Below are 17742 nucleotides of genomic sequence, written 5' to 3'. Positions count from 1 at the left end.
ATTACTGAAAAATGAAGACAAAGCAAGAGATTGTCGAAAATTGGTTACCTCGATATACCAAACGGCAGATAAACGATTTCTCAAAGCATATATTACTAACGAATTTTTCGAAGTATGTTGAGATATTTGCGCAGCATTTTAATGTACCTATACTGGGAGAAGATGGGAATATGCCTAATGCCTCTGCTGAGGGTGTTACGATTATTAATTTTGGTATGGGTAGCGCAAATGCTGCGACCGTTATGGATTTGTTGAGTGCTGTGCAGCCTAAAGCGGTTCTGTTTTTAGGGAAATGCGGGGGATTGAAAAAAGTAAATCAACTTGGAGATTTTATACTTCCTATTGCTGCTATAAGAGGTGAAGGTACTTCTAATGACTATTTTCCTCCTGAGGTCCCGGCTTTACCGGCTTTTAGTCTTCAACGAGCCGTTTCTACTACTATCAGAAATCATCATAAAGATTATTGGACTGGTACTGTTTATACCACTAATCGGCGTGTCTGGGAATATGATGATATCTTTAAAGAATATCTGCGAAAAACCCGTAGTATGGCCATCGATATGGAAACTGCCACGTTGTTTACAGTTGGTTTTGCTAATCAGATACCGACCGGAGCTTTATTACTAGTCACCGATCAGCCGATGATATCTACAGGAGTAAAAACAGAAGAAAGCGATCGCAAAATAACGCAAAAATACGTCGATGAACATGTTATGATAGGTTTTGATTCTCTTAAAATGCTTATCGATAAACGTACGACTGTTAAACATTTGCGGTTTGAAGAAGAATAAAGTTTTTTGAACAGGTCACCGATCTAAATATTACTATGGCAAAAAAAGAAGTCGACCGGCATTTGCAAATCATTTCTGATATTCGTAAAAAGAATTTCAAACCCATATATTTACTTATGGGAAGTGAACCGTATTTTATTGATATGATTACAGATGAAATAATAGCAAATGCACTTGAAGATGCTGATAGAGATTTTAATCAAACTATTGTTTACGGTGCAGATGTTTCTGATATTTCGGTGATTATAAATGCTGCTAAACGATATCCGATGATGGCACCGAGGCAACTTGTCGTGGTAAAAGAAGCTCAATTAATCGATAAATTCGATGATTTGTTGTATTATGTACAAAAGCCTTTAACGAGTACGGTACTGGTTATAAATTATAAATATAATACCCTGAAAAATAAAAAAATAATATCAGAAATTGAAAAAGCTGGCGTTGTTTATGAATCGAGAAAATTATATGATAGTGAAATTCCTGGTTTTGTTTCTACTTACTTATTACATAAAGGCATAAGCATCGAGGCTAAAGAATCTGCAATGTTATGTGATTCTATCGGTGCAGATCTTAGTCGTCTTACCAGTGAAATCGATAAATTATTATTAACTCTGCCCGAAAATGAGAAAAGAATCACGGCAGCTGATATTGAAAAAAATATCGGTATAAGTAAAGATTTTAATAATTTTGAATTACTAAAAGCTATAATTGTACGTGACGCAGCAAAAGCTAATTTGATTATACAATATTTCGAAAAGAATCCGAAAACAAATCCGTTGGTAGTTACGATTAGTGTATTATTTAATTTTTATGCCAATTTAATGCTGTTATATTTTATTCCTGATAAATCTCCTACAGGTATCATGAGTGTTTTAAAATTAAAAAGTAGTTTTCAGACTAAAGACTATATAACTGCTTTACGTAATTATAATGCGTTTAAATGTATTGAAATTATTTCTCAGATTAGAATTTACGATACGCGTTCAAAGGGGATAAAAAGGGCTCCTTTAACTGCCGATTCAGACCTTTTGCGAGAATTAGTATATAAAATTATTCATTGATTTCTTTTCAATATTTTCTTGAGTTTTTTCCGGCAATACGTAATATAAAAGTATTTGCCGGATTTTTTATTTTTTATTTTTCATTTGTCCATTTTTCTTAAATATTATATTAGATTTCATTTGAAATATAGATAGATGGATATTGTTTTGTATATTAAAAAGAAAAATTTTAATCGAATTTTCATCCCTACATTTTAATATTTATATTTGTAATTTACAATAACCACACTGTGAATTTAATCTGATTAATATCTAATATATAAGATTATTCAATTGATAATCAGTCGTATATTTGTACTAATCTATATTTTTAGTTTAATATAATTGTAGTTAATCAAACATTGTCTTCGTTTTTTTTGATATTTTCTTGATCTTGATATTTATATACTACTTAATATCATATATTTATATATATAGATATAATCTAATGCTTTAATGTATGGCTATGCAGTTAAGTTGCTTAATACAAATGTAAATTATAAGAAGATTACATCTGAAAATTCATATGTGTATATTTGAAATTTGATTATGTAAATAAAATATTTATATTTGTAAATTGCAAAAGGAAATAAATATGCAGATTTTTTTTGCCCTACTTTTAATTATTTATTTAAACTATGGATGTAAGAATTAGACAACTAATAGAAAATTTGGGGTTGACCCAAGCGGAATTCGCCGATAAAGTAGGTATTGATCGTTCTACGCTTTCAAACGCTTTGAGAGGTAGAAACCAGGTAAGCATAAATATTATAAAGAAAATACATGAAACATTTCCTCGCATTTCGATGAACTGGCTGATGTTTGGCGAGGGAGAAGCATATCCCGAAAAAACAATAGGTAAAAATGAAGGTACTTTATTTGATGAAATATCGTTTTTTCCAGAAACCCCTACCAATCGTTCTAATGCAAAAGAAGACATGCAAGTGGACGAATATATAACAGAACCTAAAATACCGATTCAGGAAAAAAAAGAGAATGCTAGCTCTTCTTTTGAGAATACGCCGGCTAAAAAGGTCATAAAAATAATGGTATTTTACTCAGATAACACTTTTGATACTTTTTCATCCGATACGAAACGATAAAATATTTTTGATGTTTTCTATCCTGTAATTTATTTACGTACAAAATATACAAGTACCCGAGAAATCACAAAAACTCATAATGTTACTGATGACTGGTATTCATTATACTGTTCCTGTAAACTTATCTTATTGTAACCTTAAGTCTGTTTCAGTTTTTATCTCTATCTTTGCGAGAGTTTGCAAATCTATTATAAATGAAAAAATACGTTCTTGATCTGAAAGTGACAGCGAACATAAAGCTGAATGATAATTATGTATTGCTGAAATTCACGACTTTAAATGATGAAGTTTTACCAGAAATGCTACCCGGGCAATTTGCAGAGGTAAGGATAGACGGTTCGCCTAATACTTTTCTCCGTCGTCCGATTTCGGTAAACTATATAGATAAATCAAAAAACGAATTATGGCTTCTGATTCAATTAGTTGGTGTTGGAACCCGTAAACTTTCCGAAAAGCGAGAAGGAAATACAGTTAATATGGTTTTGCCTTTAGGTAATACGTTTTCTAATCCGAATCCGGGAGAAAAAATTTTGCTGATCGGTGGAGGTGTAGGAACTGCTCCGATGTTATTTCTGGGACAATCTTTGAGAGAAAAAGGTTTTGAACCTGTATTTTTATTGGGAGCCAGGTCTTCAAAAGATGTATTACAAGTTTCTGATTTTCAGAAAAACGGTGAGGTATTAATTACAACTGAAGATGGTTCGGCAGGGGAAAAAGGGTATGTGACTCAGCATTCTGTACTTATAGATCGACATTTTGATCGTATTTACACATGCGGGCCGAAACCGATGATGATTGCTGTCGCCGCTTATGCAAAAGCTAAAGGAATAGTGTGCGAGGCTTCCCTTGAAAATATGATGGCATGTGGTATCGGTGCTTGTTTGTGCTGTGTAGAAGATACGCAAGAAGGCCATTTATGTGTTTGTAAAGAAGGTCCGGTATTTAATATTGAAAAATTAAAATGGCAGATTTAAGAGTAAATATAGGCGGGATGGTAATGAAAAATCCCGTTATGACAGCGTCTGGGACATTCGGTTATGGTGAAGAATTTGCCGATTTTATCGATCTTTCGTGCCTCGGAGGCATAATAGTGAAAGGTACGACTTTGCGTCATCGAGAGGGTAATCCTTATCCTCGTATGGCCGAAACTCCTTCTGGAATGCTTAATGCAGTCGGTTTACAAAATAAAGGAGTAGATTATTTTGTAAAAGAAATATATCCTCGTATCAAAGAAGTTGATACGAATATGTTAGTAAACGTTTCGGGATCTTGTATCGATGATTATGCAATAACAGCCGAAAAGATTGCTGCTTTAGAGAAAATACCTGCGATAGAATTAAATATATCTTGTCCCAATGTAAAAGAGGGAGGAATGGCGTTCGGGACAAGTTGTAAGAGTGCTGCAGCAGTAGTAAAGGCAGTTAGAAAAGTTTATACAAAGACGCTCATTGTGAAGCTCTCGCCAAATGTTACCGATATTACCGAAATAGCACGTTCGGTTGAAGCCGAGGGAGCTGACAGTGTTTCATTGATAAATACGTTACTGGGAATGGCAATCGATTCTCGTACGCGTCGTCCTATACTTTCAACAATTACGGGGGGATTATCCGGTCCTTGCGTGAAACCGATCGCATTACGTATGGTTTGGCAAACCTGTAAAGCTGTAAAGATCCCGGTAATTGGTTTAGGGGGGATTATGAATGCAACTGACGCTATCGAATTTTTACTGGCCGGTGCTACTGCAATACAAATAGGCACTGCTAATTTTATCGATCCTCAAATTACGACAAAAGTAGTCGACGGTATTAATGAATATCTCGATAGAAATGGATGTAAATCGGTATCTGAAATTATCGGTGGTCTTGTTGTATAGTTTTATATTTCGACAATAAAATAACGGGGAACTGAATATTTTTTTAGTTCCCCGTTATTTTATTTATTTAGTGCTTGTTCTATATCGTCGATGATATCGTCTACACATTCGATCCCCACGGATAAGCGAATTAAGTCTGGTGCGACACCAGCTTCAACCAGTTGCTCGTCAGTTAGTTGGCGATGAGTGTGACTTGCCGGGTGTAAAACGCAAGTACGTGCATCTGCTACGTGTGTTACGATAGCAACTAATTTCAGATTATCCATAAAGCGAATCGAAGTATCTCTGCCTCCCTTTAATCCAAATGCAATTACCCCGCATGATCCATTAGATAAATATTTCTGAGCCAAATCATAATATTTATTGTTTTTCAGCCCACAATAATTTACCCATGCTACTTTTTCATTCTTTTCGAGATATTCGGCAATGGTTTGGGCATTTTTACAATGTTGTGGCATTCTAAGGTGGAGAGTTTCTAATCCCAAATTCAGTAAAAAAGCGTTGAACGGAGATTGTATCGATCCTAAATCTCTCATAACCTGTGCTGTTGCTTTAGTTATATATGCATTCTTACCGAAGCTTTTAGTATAAGTGAGCCCATGGTAAGATTCATCCGGACGGGTCAATCCCGGAAATTTATCTGCATGTGCATCCCAGTCGAAATTGCCACTGTCTATAATTGCACCTCCCACAGAAGTCGCATGTCCGTCCATATATTTTGTCGTCGAGTGAGTAACAATATCGGCCCCCCATTCGAAAGGACGACAGTTAATAGGAGTTGCAAATGTATTGTCTACAATTAAAGGTACACCATGAGAGTGTGCTATGCGTGCGAATTTTTCGATGTCGAGAACATTAAGTCCCGGATTTGAGAGTGTTTCTCCAAATAGTGCTTTTGTATTAGGGCGAAAAGCTGTAGAGATTTCTTCTTCACTAGCATCTGGATCGACAAAAGTGACCTCAATCCCGAGTTTTTTCATTGTAACTCCGAATAAATTGAATGTACCTCCATAAATGGCCGATGCACTTACAAAATGGTCTCCAGATGAACAAATATTAAATATAGCATAAAAATTAGCAGCCTGTCCGGAAGATGTAAGCATAGCCGAAACTCCTCCCTCGAGTTGGGCAATTTTTGTGGCAACTGCATCGTTAGTCGGATTTTGTAACCGGGTATAGAAATAACCGCTGTCTTCAAGGTCGAAAAGACGAGCCATTTGCTCGCTGGTTTCGTATTTAAAAGTCGTACTTTGATATATAGGTAAAACGCGCGGTTCACCTTTTTTAGGAGTCCATCCGGCCTGGACACATATTGTTGCCGGATTTACTTTTTTACTCATTTCGGTTATTGATTGTCGTTTTTTTTGTCGTTAATTATGGCTGCAAATATACGTTTTTTGCTTTAAGTAACAAAAAGGAAGATTTTTGTATTATTTATAAAAAAGATTCCGATCGATTTTCGACCGGAATCTTTTTATTCGGATTGAATTTGATTACAACATTTCTATCGAACGTCTGATAAACTGACTGAGAGCTTCTCCTTTCAACATATTATTAGAGAGAAGTGCCAAGTCGACTAATTGTTTTACGAGTTTATTTTGTCCGGCATATTCAGAAAGAATCTGGTTTTCTTTCTTTTTCAGATCTTCAACCTGAGACTGCTTATTTTTTATCTCTTCTTTTTCTGCGACAGGTATTTCATCCTCTTTTTTATCTTTATGTCCGTCTTTTAATTTCGTAATACTTTCATTAAGAGAGTCTATTTCTGTCTGAATTGGCTTTACTTCACTTTCACAGGCAGACTCGGTTTCTTCTATTACTTTTTTAGAGAGAGGATGATCGGTATTTATTATTAAATTGTAGCTGTCGGGCAATTCTCCATAAAAATTCATTCCTTGTTGCATTGCCGACATTTCTTTCATACGCCTCATAAATTCGTTTTGAGTAATCATGACAGGCTGAGCTGACTCACCAACCGATTCGAACATCACCATAAATTCTGATTTTTCGACAGTGGGAATTTGTGATTTAAATACGGTTGTCATCATATTACGTTGAAAAGTGTCTAACGAAACATCTCCTTTATCTTTATCCTCCTTTTGTACCAGATTTTCGACTACATCACTATCTACTCTTACAAAACGGCTCTTTTCAAGCTTTTGTTCTAGAAGTCCGATAAAGTGAATATCTAATTGCCCGTCCATTAATAAAACGCTATAACCTTTTGACTGGGCCATCTCTATATAATTATACTGGGCTACACGATCAGTTGCATATATATATACGAGAGAACCGGATTTATCAGTCTGATTTGCTTCTATAAGTGTTTTATATTCTTCGAGCGTATAATATTTTCCTGCTGTATCTTTTAACAGTACAAACTTTTGGGCGCGTTCATAAAATTTTTCGTCGGTTAACATACCATATTCTATAAACAATTTTATGTCATCCCATTTTTCCTCAAATTGCTTTCGTTCAGAATTAAATAATTCCTGCAGACGATCCGCTACTTTTTTGGTAATATAGGTAGATATCTTCTTTACGTTGGAGTCGCTTTGGAGATATGAACGTGAAACATTAAGAGGTATATCCGGTGAATCGATAACTCCTTGTAATAACATCAAAAATTCAGGGACAATTCCTTCTACAGAATCGGTGACGAATACTTGATTGGAATATAGCTGAATTTTATTTCTGTTCAGATCGAAATTATTTTTTATTTTGGGGAAATAAAGAATTCCTGTAAGTTTAAAAGGATAATCTACATTGAGATGAATCCAGAATAGAGGCTCGTCGGATGCCGGAAATAGGTCACTGTAAAATTTCTTATAGTCTTCGTTTGTAAGTTCAGTCGGCTTTTTGGTCCATGCCGGCTCAGTATCGTTAATGATTTTATCTTTATCGGTATCGACATATTTCCCGTCTTTCCATTCTTGTTCTTTTCCGAAAACGACCGGAACAGGCAAAAACCGGCAATATTTACGTAATAAAGATTCTATTTTAGATGTTTCGAGAAATTCTTTATTTTCATCGTCAATATACAGAATTATATCTGTGCCTCGTTCTTTTTTATCAATTTCGCTCATTTCGAATTCAGGAGAACCATCGCAAGTCCACATTACGGCTTTTGCATTTTCTTGATAAGAAAGAGTTCTTATTTCGACTTTTTTAGCCACCATAAATGACGAATAGAATCCTAATCCGAAATGTCCGATAATCGCATTTGCATCATTTTTATATTTGCTAAGGAATTCTTCCGCTCCTGAAAATGCAATTTGGTTGATATACTTTTCAATTTCTTCAGATGTCATACCTACACCGTGGTCAGAGATAGTAAGAGTTCCATTCTCTTTGTCAATCGAAACCCATACTTTCATATCACCCACTTCTCCTTTAAAATCGCCGAAAGAAGAGAGTGTTTTTAATTTTTGGGTAGCATCCACGGCGTTCGAAACCAGTTCACGAAGGAAAATTTCATGATCACTGTACAAAAATTTCTTAATAATGGGGAATATATTATCCGTTGTAACCCCGATTTTTCCTTTTTGCATAGCTCAATATAATATTTTAATTGTTCTTAATTTTCTTGATTTATAAGCACAAAAAAAATGCCAGACCCCAAGGTCTGACATTTTGGCTTTATAAGGTTATTCTGTCACCTTTTATGACTCTTTGTTTTTCTTTTTATCTTTTGAGTTTTCGATACGAGTGACAATTTTTTGTTCATCTTTATTAAATTCTACGATAATTGTATCGCCTTCGTTTACTGTAGCCCGAATAATCATTTCGGCCATTTCATCTTCGAGATATTTTTGTATAGCTCGTTTTAAAGGTCTTGCACCGAATTGAACATCATATCCTTTAGATGCGATAAAATCTTTAGCCTCGTCGGTTATAATGAGTTTATAACCCAGTGTCTCGACACGATGGTAAAACCCTTTAAGTTCGAGGTCGATAATTTTATAAATCGCATCTTTATCAAGCTGATCGAACATTACGATATCATCTACACGATTTAAAAATTCAGGAGAAAAAGCCCGATTAAGCGCCTTTTGTATAACACCTCTCGAAAAATCTTTATTATCTGCATTGGATGTCGCGAATCCGACTCCATGCCCGAAATCTTTTAATTGACGAGTACCGATATTCGATGTCATGATCAGTATCGTATTTTTAAAGTCGACACGACGGCCCAAGCTATCGGTAAGACGTCCTTCGTCCATTACCTGTAGTAATAGGTTGAACACGTCCGGATGTGCTTTTTCTATTTCGTCGAGCAATACGACAGAATAGGGGCGTCGACGTACTTTTTCAGTTAATTGGCCTCCTTCTTCATAGCCTACATATCCCGGAGGAGCTCCTACGAGACGAGATACCGTAAATTTCTCCATATATTCACTCATATCTACTCGTATAAGAGTATCTTTAGAATCGAAAAGATATTCGGCCAACATCTTTGCCAAATGTGTTTTACCTACTCCGGTAGGCCCCAGAAACATAAAAGTGCCAATGGGCTTATTGGGATCTTTTAGTCCGACTCTATTACGCTGAATTGCCTTTACGATTTTATTTACGGCTTCATCTTGTCCGATAACCTCACTTTTTAGGATGTCGGCCATTTGTAGCAATTTGCTTCCTTCGGCTTGGGCAATTCTTTGAACCGGAACACCGGACATCATTGCAACGACTTCGGCTATTTGTTCCGCATCGACAATTTCACGTTGTTCTTGTATTTGTTCTTCCCAGCGCCTTTTTGCATCGTCGAGTTCTATTTGATACTCTTTTGTTTTATCTCTGAAACTTGCTGCCAGTTCGTAGTTCTGAGATTTTACAGCTTTCATTTTATCTTCACTTGTCGCTGCGATCTTTTTTTCGAGTTCTTCTATTTCTTTCGGAACGACAATGTTCGAAATATGTACTCTCGAACCGGCTTCATCAAGAGCGTCTATCGCTTTATCCGGAAAATTTCGGTCACTGATGTATCTTTCGGTCAGCTTAACGCAGGCTTCGAGAGCTTCGGGTGTATAGGTGACATTATGATGATCTTCGTACCGTCCTTTGATATTATTTAATATCTGCAAGGTTTCTTCAGGGGTAGTCGGATCTACCATAATTTTTTGGAAACGACGTTCGAGTGCACCGTCTTTTTCGATATTTTTTCGGTATTCATCGAGAGTAGTCGCACCGATACATTGTATTTCGCCGCGAGCTAAAGCCGGTTTTAACATATTGGCAGCATCGAGAGTGCCTGTTGCACCTCCGGCACCTACAATAGTATGTATTTCATCTATAAACAAGATGACATTCGGATTTTTCGATAATTCATTCAGGATTGCTTTTATCCTTTCTTCGAATTGTCCTCGATATTTAGTTCCTGCAACAATCGAGGCCATATCGAGTGAAACAACACGTTTATCGAAAAGAACGCGAGATACTTTCCGCTGTATTATCCTCAGTGCCAATCCTTCAACAATGGCAGATTTACCTACGCCGGGTTCTCCGATAAGTACCGGATTATTTTTCTTTCTACGACTTAGCACCTGAGCAAGACGCTCAATTTCTTTTTCTCGCCCTACAACCGGATCGAGCCTGTTTTCTTCGGCGGCTTTTGTCATATCGGTACCGAAATTGTCAAGAACAGGGGTGTCGTTTGTCGTTTTAGTATAACTACCTGTTGCTTGTTTGCCTTGTTCGCTACGATAATTTTTTTCATCATCCATATCGTCATCGTCATCAGCAAATTCAGCACCCATAGAAGGATCGGAAGTTTGTTCGGGTTCTTTTTTCAAGAATCCCATAACATCCGCGTAATTAACTTCATTATCCATTAAAATCATGGCTGCTTTCGTTTCATTTTCTTTCAAAATAGCCAATAATAAATGTTCGGTATCGGTAACGTTGCTTTTTAAAAGTCTTGCTTCTAAAATACTCATTTTTAAAACTTTATCGGTGCTTTTGCTAATAATTAATTCATCTCCCGGTTGGTGATGTTCAGCCGTTGCTCGCAACATATCTTCGAGTGACGACTTTATGATACCCGGTTTAGCACCCAGAAATCGCAAAGCATCGATGGCTCTGCCGGTTCCGTCTCTGAGAATGCCCAATAAAAGATGTTCCGGACCGATGAAATTATTTTGCATCCGTTCGGCCTCTTCGCGGCTATATCCCAATACATCTTTCACTCTTTGTGAAAAATTTCTTTCCATATAATGATCTTCCTTTCTTAAATCCTTAATTAATGCTATACAAATATACGAATATACCTTTATAACAAGCTATTCTTTTATTTATATAACATACATAACAAATACTGTGCCGTTTTTTGTTTACGAGTCTTATTCTTGAGTGTGGGTAAATAAGTGTGTTTATGTTTATAACCGGTTATAAAAAGGTGTATTTATAGAATCGTATTGTGTTTTTATCACTTCAAAAATAAGTTGAAAATTTTTTATAATCGGAAAGAAAGTCGTAATTTAGTGCGGTTTTTATGCCAAATTAATAATCGTATAACCAATCTTAATATAAATGGTTGACCAAGACAGAATTATAAAAGTAAATATCGAAAACAAGATGAAATCTGCCTACATCGATTATTCGATGTCGGTGATTGTCGCCCGTGCATTGCCGGATGTTAGAGACGGTTTCAAACCGGTGCACCGCCGTGTATTATTCGGGATGAACGAGTTAGGAAATACTTCTGATAAGCCGTATAAGAAATCGGCCAGAATCGTGGGTGAAGTATTAGGTAAATATCACCCTCATGGCGATTCTTCGGTATATTTTGCTATGGTACGTATGGCTCAGGAATGGTCACTCCGTTATCCGTTGGTCGACGGACAGGGTAATTTCGGATCCGTAGATGGTGATAGTCCTGCCGCAATGCGTTATACCGAAGCTCGTTTGTCTAAACTTGCTGAAGAAATGTTGCGGGATATCGATAAGGATACGGTCACTTTTCGAAATAACTTTGATGATACATTACGTGAGCCGACTGTATTGCCTACACGTATTCCGAACCTTTTGGTAAACGGAGCATCTGGTATTGCTGTGGGTATGGCAACAAATATGCCTCCTCATAATTTGTCGGAAGTAATTGATGGGACGATTGCTCTTATCGATAATCGTAATATGGAGGTTTCTGATTTGATGCAATACATTAAAGCTCCTGATTTCCCTACTGGAGGTTATATTTATGGATATTCTGGTGTAAGGGATGCGTTTGAAACTGGAAGGGGGCGTATTGTAATAAGGGCTAAAGCTGAAATTGAAGCTGATGGTAATAGAGAGAAAATCGTAGTTACCGAAATTCCTTATCTTGTAAATAAAGCCGAACTGATAAAAAATATTGCCGATCTGGTTGAAGATAAAAGGATAGAAGGTATATCAAATATTAATGACGAATCGGACCGAACCGGCATGCGTATTGTTATCGATATAAAGAAAGATGCCAATTCGAGTGTCGTTTTGAATAAATTATATAAACTTACAGCTCTGCAATCTTCTTTCAGTGTTAATAATATTGCTTTGGTGGGAAGTATCGACGGAAATCCCGGGCACCCTCAATTATTAAACTTAAAACAATTGCTCGAGGCATTTGTAGAGCATAGACATGACGTTGTGGTTAGACGTACCCGTTATGAACTGGCTGAGGCGGAGAAAAAAGCGCATATATTGGAGGGCCTTATTATTGCTTGTGATCATATCGATGAGGTAATACAAATCATTCGTTCTTCTAAAAGTCCTGATGAAGCTCGTGAACGTTTAATGTCTACATTTAATCTTAGTGAAGCTCAGTCGAGGGCTATTGTGGAAATGCGCTTGAGACAGTTAACTGGTCTCGAGCAAGATAAGTTGCGTGCCGATTATAAGAATCTTATGGAACAAATCGATTATTTCAATCGTATTTTATCAGATGATGGTTTGTGTATGCAAGTTGTAAAAGATGAATTGTCCGAAATTAAAGAAAAATACGGCGATGATCGTAAAACCGAGATCATATATGCATCGGAAGAATTTAATGCTGAAGATTTTTATGCAGATGATGAAATGATTATAACCATATCTCATATGGGGTATATTAAACGTACGCCTTTAACCGAATTTCGAGCTCAGAACCGAGGCGGAGTAGGGGCGAAAGGTAGTGATACCAGAGATGAAGATTTCATAGAGTATATTTATCCGGCTTCGATGCACAATTACATGTTGTTTTTCACGCAAAAAGGACGTTGTTATTGGCTGAAAGTATATGAAATCCCCGAAGGTACAAAAAATTCGAAAGGCCGTGCTATTCAGAATATGCTTAATATAGATGCCGATGATAAAGTAAATGCCTTTATACGGGTGAAACAATTACAGGATCCTGATTATAATACAAAACATTATCTGGTATTTTGTACGAAAAAAGGTGTTATAAAGAAAACTCAACTCGAGGCATATTCTCGACCTCGACAAAATGGGGTAAATGCAATCACTATACGAGAAGATGACCAGGTAATACAAGTACGCCTTACAAATGGAGACAGCCAGATTATCATGGCGAACAAATTTGGACGTGCTATACGCTTCCACGAAAGTGCCGTTCGGGAAATGGGCCGTATGGCTACCGGTGTAAGAGGAATGACTCTCGACGGTGGTAGTGATGAGGTCGTAGGAATGATTTGTATAAAAGATGTTGAAAAAGAAACTGTGATGGTCGTTTCTGAACAAGGTTATGGAAAACGTTCTAAAGTGGAAGATTACCGTATAACAAATCGTGGTGGGAAAGGGGTGAAAACCTTGAATATTACAGAAAAAACAGGTAATTTAGTATCCATTAAGAGTGTCACAGATGATAATGATCTCGTAATTATTAATAAATCGGGTATCACTTTACGTATGAAGGTGGCCGATGTAAGAATTATGGGGCGTGCGACACAAGGTGTGAAATTGATTAATCTTGAAAAACGTAACGACGAAATCGCATCTGTTTGTAAAGTATTGTCTGAAACCGTAGAAGAAGAATCACCAGAGGAATCTGTAAACGATGTAGAATAATTAAATAAATAAATATCTCTAACTAAAACATGAGTAAGATGAGAAAAATATTTTTAACCGCAGCATGTTGCTTGTTCGCCAGTGCTTCATTTGCCCAAATGAAGATGGTAAATCGCGCGTTTAGCGAAGCAAAAATGGAAAATCCCGATTTCAATGCCGCCCGGAATGCGATTAAGGAGGCAATGGAAAATCCCGAAACTAAAGAAGTTGCCAAAACTTGGTATGTAGGTGGTTTTGTTGAAAATAAAGCTTTTGAGAATGATCAGAAAAAAATGATGATCAATCAGGAAGTGAAAGAAAACGATATGTATAATGCATTGTATAATACATATAAATATTTCCGTGTGGCGGCTAAATACGATACTGTACCGAATGAAAAAGGTAAAGTAAAACCCAAATATCTGCGTGATATTAAAACTATTTTGAAAAATAATCAGGCTTTTTTCATGAATGCAGGAGCGTATTATTACAATCAAAAAGATTATAATAAAGCTGGAGAAATGTGGCAAACATATCTTGATATTCCTGATATCGATTTTATGAAATCTATGGATATAAAAAAAGATACGACTTATACTCAGATAAAATATAATCGTGCTATTGCTGCTGTTATCGAAGGACAGGGGAAAGACGATAAGGCAGTACATGAGGTAGCCATAAAAACTCTCGAGGGCTTAAAAGATAGCAAGTATAATGAAATGGATGTATATAAATTTCTTACTTATGAGTATGAAACCATGAAGGATACAACCTCATTGGTAAAAACTTTAGAAGAAGCTGTAACAAAATTCGGTAAAGATGCTAATAAAGATGATTATCAATTTCTTTTGAAATTAATAAACTATTATATTTATTCTGATCAGGCCCAAAGAGCTATCGCTTATCTTGATAAAGCTCTCGAAACAGATCCTCAGAATGCTGAATATTGGAAAGTTAAAGGTAGCCTTTATTCTGAACTTAAAGATGATGATAAAGCAATAGAGTGTATGAAGAAAGCAATCGAGATTAACCCTGATTATGTCGATGCAATTGGAGAACTCGGCCGTTTGTATTATAATAAAGCGATTGAAATGACCAGTGAAATAAGTACAATAAAAGAAGATAAGGCTTATATACAGGCTCGTAATGAAAAGGTCGTTCCTTATTATAAATTAGCTATGCCTTTACTTGAGAAAGCTCATAAAATGAAACCTGATGAAAGCATGTATAAAATTGCTTTGAGAGGTATTTATTACAATCTTGAAGATGAAGCAAATCTTAAACGCATAGAATCTGAAATGTAAAAGATATAAGTTCTTTAAGTAATAAAATAAGGTCATACCCAAAGAGTATGACCTTATTTATTATCTTTTGTTTTAATAAATAGGGTGTTCTCTTAATGCTTACTGTTTAGTCTTGATTAATCTCAATTTTAGCAAAGTTATCTATTGTATTTAACATAATCTTAATTATAGCACAATTAAGGCAGATTTGATATAGAGTAATTAATATATTATTTTTTTTGAATACTTTTGTAGAATAATATAATAATATATATATGGAGATAAACGAAGAACTATATCAATTTATTTTTACTCATAACAGTAGCGATATCACAGCATTACGATTGAAAAAAAATAAAAATAACAGTTTTGATATTTCTTTTGCTATCGACCAAATCGAATCAAGGAAAAAAATAAAAAACAAGTTACCGTTATGGTATAATAATCACACATTGCTTTTTCCTTCTGTTATTTCTTCGGAACAATCTTCTTCAGAATATACAGCTCGATATAAAGCCGATATAATAGCCGGAAAATCACATTCTCAATTTTCGATATGTGATCTTACCGGAGGTTTAGGTATCGATAGTTATTATTTTTCTTTAAAAGCTAAAAAGGTTTTATATATTGAGCGTTTTCCTGATTATTGCAAGATTGCCAAACATAATTTTAATGTGTTAAATGCCGAAAATATCTATATTTTAAATACCGATTCGGATAGTTTTTGTCATCGAAACAAAGAAAAATTCGATTTTTGTTACATAGATCCAGCCAGACGAAGTATTAATAATAAAAGAGTTTTTGCTTTTGAGAGTTGTGAGCCTAATGTTTTATCAATGATTCCCGAAATATTGAAATTTTCGGATAAAATGATGATCAAAGCTTCTCCGATGATTGATATTAATTTAGCAATCAGCCAATTAAAGGATGTTTCAGAAGTATATATCGTTTCGGTACAGAATGAATGTAAAGAAATTTTGTTTTACATTGATAAATATAATTCAAATGATGTTATCCCTATTTATTGTACAAATATTTTTTCGGATTATACCAAAAACGTTTATTGCTTTAACTTAAAAGCAGAGCGTTCCCTACCCTCCTCTACATATGCCGAGTGTATGCAAAGATATTTATATGAACCTAACTCTTCTGTTTTAAAAGGCGGTGCGTTTAAATCTATTGCAGAAACTTATGGTTTGAATAAATTGGATGCAAGCAGTCATTTATATACAGAGGACCGATGGATTAAAGATTTTCCAGGAAAGATTTTTGAGGTTTTGGATGTTATTGTTTTCTCGGGTAAAATACTTAAAACTTTATCGCATAAGTACGACCGTTTACTCATTTCGACGAGAAATTTTCCTTTATCACCTGAAGAAATACGAAAAAGATCGAATATTAAAGATGGTGGAGAATTATATTTGTTTGCAACAACATTATTTCCTCAGAAAAAAATACTGATTATCGCTAAACGTATTATCGTTTAAAAGCCCGGTCAATCTGTCGTTTATCTTCTCTTTCTTTAATAGATTCCCGTTTATCATAGGCTTTTTTACCTTTAGCTACAGCGATAACAATTTTTGCCAGACCTTTTTCACTGATAAATACTTTAGTCGGTATTACAGAAAAACCGGCCTCTTTGGTAAGACGTTGAATTTTTTGTAATTCTTTTGCTGTGAGTAATAATTTTCGATCTCGGCGAGCAGAATGATTATTATATGTCCCGTAAAAATATTCGGCTACATACATATTTTTTATCCATAATTCACCGTTATTGAAATAGCAGAATGTATCGACAAGACTGGCTTTACCGAGCCTGATAGATTTTATTTCGGTTCCGGTAAGCACAATTCCTGCTGTATAGGTATCGAGCAATTCATAGTCGAATGATGCTCTTTTATTTTTTATATTAATTTGCGGTAATTTCATAATTAATAAATATCTATCATCCTTTGATTCCAGGCATGAGCATATACATGATACGTTCGATAATCATCGGTGAAAGTAATACGACGATCGATATAAATATGGTTGACAACATTTTTTTCGTTTCGGGGACTTCAAAATAATTTTTAATTCCTTCCCATACGACATATACAATGTATAAAGGTGCAAACGCGAGAAATGAAAAATTGTTCGGCAACAAGTTCATTGCAAAAGTAATAACCATGGAAATGCTCAATAGATATCCTGAAAATATTCGGCTCTTTTTAATATTTTTCGGCATTTCAAAAATACGTAGGCTCATTTCTTCAATTAAAAAGGCACATAGATAAAAACCTACGAAATATTTAACGAAACAGATAGTCCCTAATTTTATTCCTTTTTCCAAAGTAAAATCCGAGCCGAAAAATCCTCCGAAAACTGATAATGCGGTAACACCCATAACCGGATACAGGAAATTATTCAGAAAATGGTCTGTAGATTCATCCTTTTCCTTGATTTCTGCCCATGTCTTACCGGGTGCTACTATCAGAAAAAAAATTCGGGATAGTATATTTTTTATCATTTTGGGAATGTTCCAGTTCATTAACCTGACAAAAATAATAATTAAATTCGTATTAAGTACAATAATTGTGATAATGATAAAAATACTTGTGAAATCGTACAAAGAATTCTAACTTTGTAAGAGATTTATAA

13 protein-coding genes are annotated in these 17742 nt (G+C 35.3%); 8 read left to right on the top strand and 5 right to left on the bottom strand.

Annotation, left to right across the window (positions count from 1 at the left end):
• The first annotated feature begins 11 nt into the window (after nucleotides 1-11).
• The 5 genes from NMU02_RS08415 to NMU02_RS08395 all read left to right on the top strand — a co-directional run bounded on the left by NMU02_RS08415 (nucleotide 12) and on the right by NMU02_RS08395 (nucleotide 4807).
• Nucleotides 12-791 (top strand): AMP nucleosidase, encoded by a 780-nt coding sequence (locus NMU02_RS08415; RefSeq protein ID WP_255027358.1) that lies wholly within the window; start codon nucleotides 12-14, stop codon nucleotides 789-791.
• Between the two features lie 35 nt (nucleotides 792-826).
• Nucleotides 827-1852, top strand: a complete 1026-nt coding sequence (gene holA, locus NMU02_RS08410) for a DNA polymerase III subunit delta (protein WP_255027357.1) — start codon at nucleotides 827-829, stop codon at nucleotides 1850-1852.
• A 617-nt stretch (nucleotides 1853-2469) separates the two neighbouring features.
• A complete protein-coding gene (locus NMU02_RS08405) occupies nucleotides 2470-2934 on the top strand; it encodes a helix-turn-helix domain-containing protein (RefSeq protein WP_255027356.1) in 465 nt (154 codons plus the stop codon).
• Nucleotides 2935-3128: 194 nt separating this feature from the next.
• Nucleotides 3129-3908 (top strand): dihydroorotate dehydrogenase electron transfer subunit, encoded by a 780-nt coding sequence (locus NMU02_RS08400; RefSeq protein WP_255027355.1) that lies wholly within the window; start codon nucleotides 3129-3131, stop codon nucleotides 3906-3908.
• A complete protein-coding gene (locus NMU02_RS08395) occupies nucleotides 3896-4807 on the top strand; it encodes a dihydroorotate dehydrogenase (RefSeq protein WP_255027354.1) in 912 nt (303 codons plus the stop codon). Before NMU02_RS08400 ends, NMU02_RS08395 begins: the two co-directional genes overlap by 13 nt.
• Nucleotides 4808-4866: 59 nt before the next feature.
• On the opposite strand, the gene NMU02_RS08390 is transcribed toward NMU02_RS08395, so the two are convergent.
• The 3 genes from NMU02_RS08390 to NMU02_RS08380 form a co-directional block, all read right to left on the bottom strand.
• Nucleotides 4867-6147, bottom strand: a complete 1281-nt coding sequence (locus NMU02_RS08390) for an O-acetylhomoserine aminocarboxypropyltransferase/cysteine synthase family protein (protein WP_255027353.1) — start codon at nucleotides 6145-6147, stop codon at nucleotides 4867-4869.
• A gap of 153 nt (nucleotides 6148-6300) precedes the next feature.
• Entirely contained in the window at nucleotides 6301-8358 is a 2058-nt protein-coding gene (gene htpG / locus NMU02_RS08385; protein ID WP_255027352.1) for a molecular chaperone HtpG, read from the bottom strand.
• Nucleotides 8359-8469: 111 nt separating this feature from the next.
• Nucleotides 8470-11013 (bottom strand): ATP-dependent Clp protease ATP-binding subunit, encoded by a 2544-nt coding sequence (locus NMU02_RS08380; protein ID WP_255027351.1) that lies wholly within the window; start codon nucleotides 11011-11013, stop codon nucleotides 8470-8472.
• A gap of 319 nt (nucleotides 11014-11332) precedes the next feature.
• Here NMU02_RS08380 and gyrA point away from each other — a divergent pair, with 319 nt between their 5' ends.
• The 3 genes from gyrA to NMU02_RS13735 all read left to right on the top strand — a co-directional run bounded on the left by gyrA (nucleotide 11333) and on the right by NMU02_RS13735 (nucleotide 16589).
• Nucleotides 11333-13840, top strand: coding sequence for a DNA gyrase subunit A (gene gyrA / locus NMU02_RS08375; RefSeq protein WP_255027350.1), 2508 nt, complete (start codon nucleotides 11333-11335; stop codon nucleotides 13838-13840).
• A gap of 38 nt (nucleotides 13841-13878) precedes the next feature.
• Nucleotides 13879-15123: a tetratricopeptide repeat protein gene (locus tag NMU02_RS08370; RefSeq protein ID WP_255027349.1), complete on the top strand. Its 1245-nt coding sequence runs from the start codon at nucleotides 13879-13881 to the stop codon at nucleotides 15121-15123.
• Between the two features lie 653 nt (nucleotides 15124-15776).
• A complete protein-coding gene (locus NMU02_RS13735) occupies nucleotides 15777-16589 on the top strand; it encodes a THUMP-like domain-containing protein (protein ID WP_255027348.1) in 813 nt (270 codons plus the stop codon).
• Here NMU02_RS13735 and smpB read toward each other — a convergent pair.
• Nucleotides 16579-17031 (bottom strand): SsrA-binding protein, encoded by a 453-nt coding sequence (gene smpB, locus NMU02_RS08360; protein ID WP_255027347.1) that lies wholly within the window; start codon nucleotides 17029-17031, stop codon nucleotides 16579-16581. The two genes, NMU02_RS13735 and smpB, sit on opposite strands and share 11 nt — an antisense overlap.
• A gap of 16 nt (nucleotides 17032-17047) precedes the next feature.
• The gene (locus NMU02_RS08355) at nucleotides 17048-17611 is read right to left on the bottom strand and encodes a YIP1 family protein (protein ID WP_255027346.1); all 564 of its coding nucleotides are present in this window, start codon (nucleotides 17609-17611) and stop codon (nucleotides 17048-17050) included.
• Nucleotides 17612-17742 lie beyond the last annotated feature (131 nt).

Source organism: Coprobacter tertius (assembly GCF_024330105.1).
In the GTDB taxonomy this organism is placed as follows: Bacteria; Bacteroidota; Bacteroidia; order Bacteroidales; family Coprobacteraceae; genus Coprobacter; species Coprobacter tertius.
Note: the sequence above shows the minus strand (reverse complement) of the source record. Positions and strands in the feature narration are given on the sequence as shown.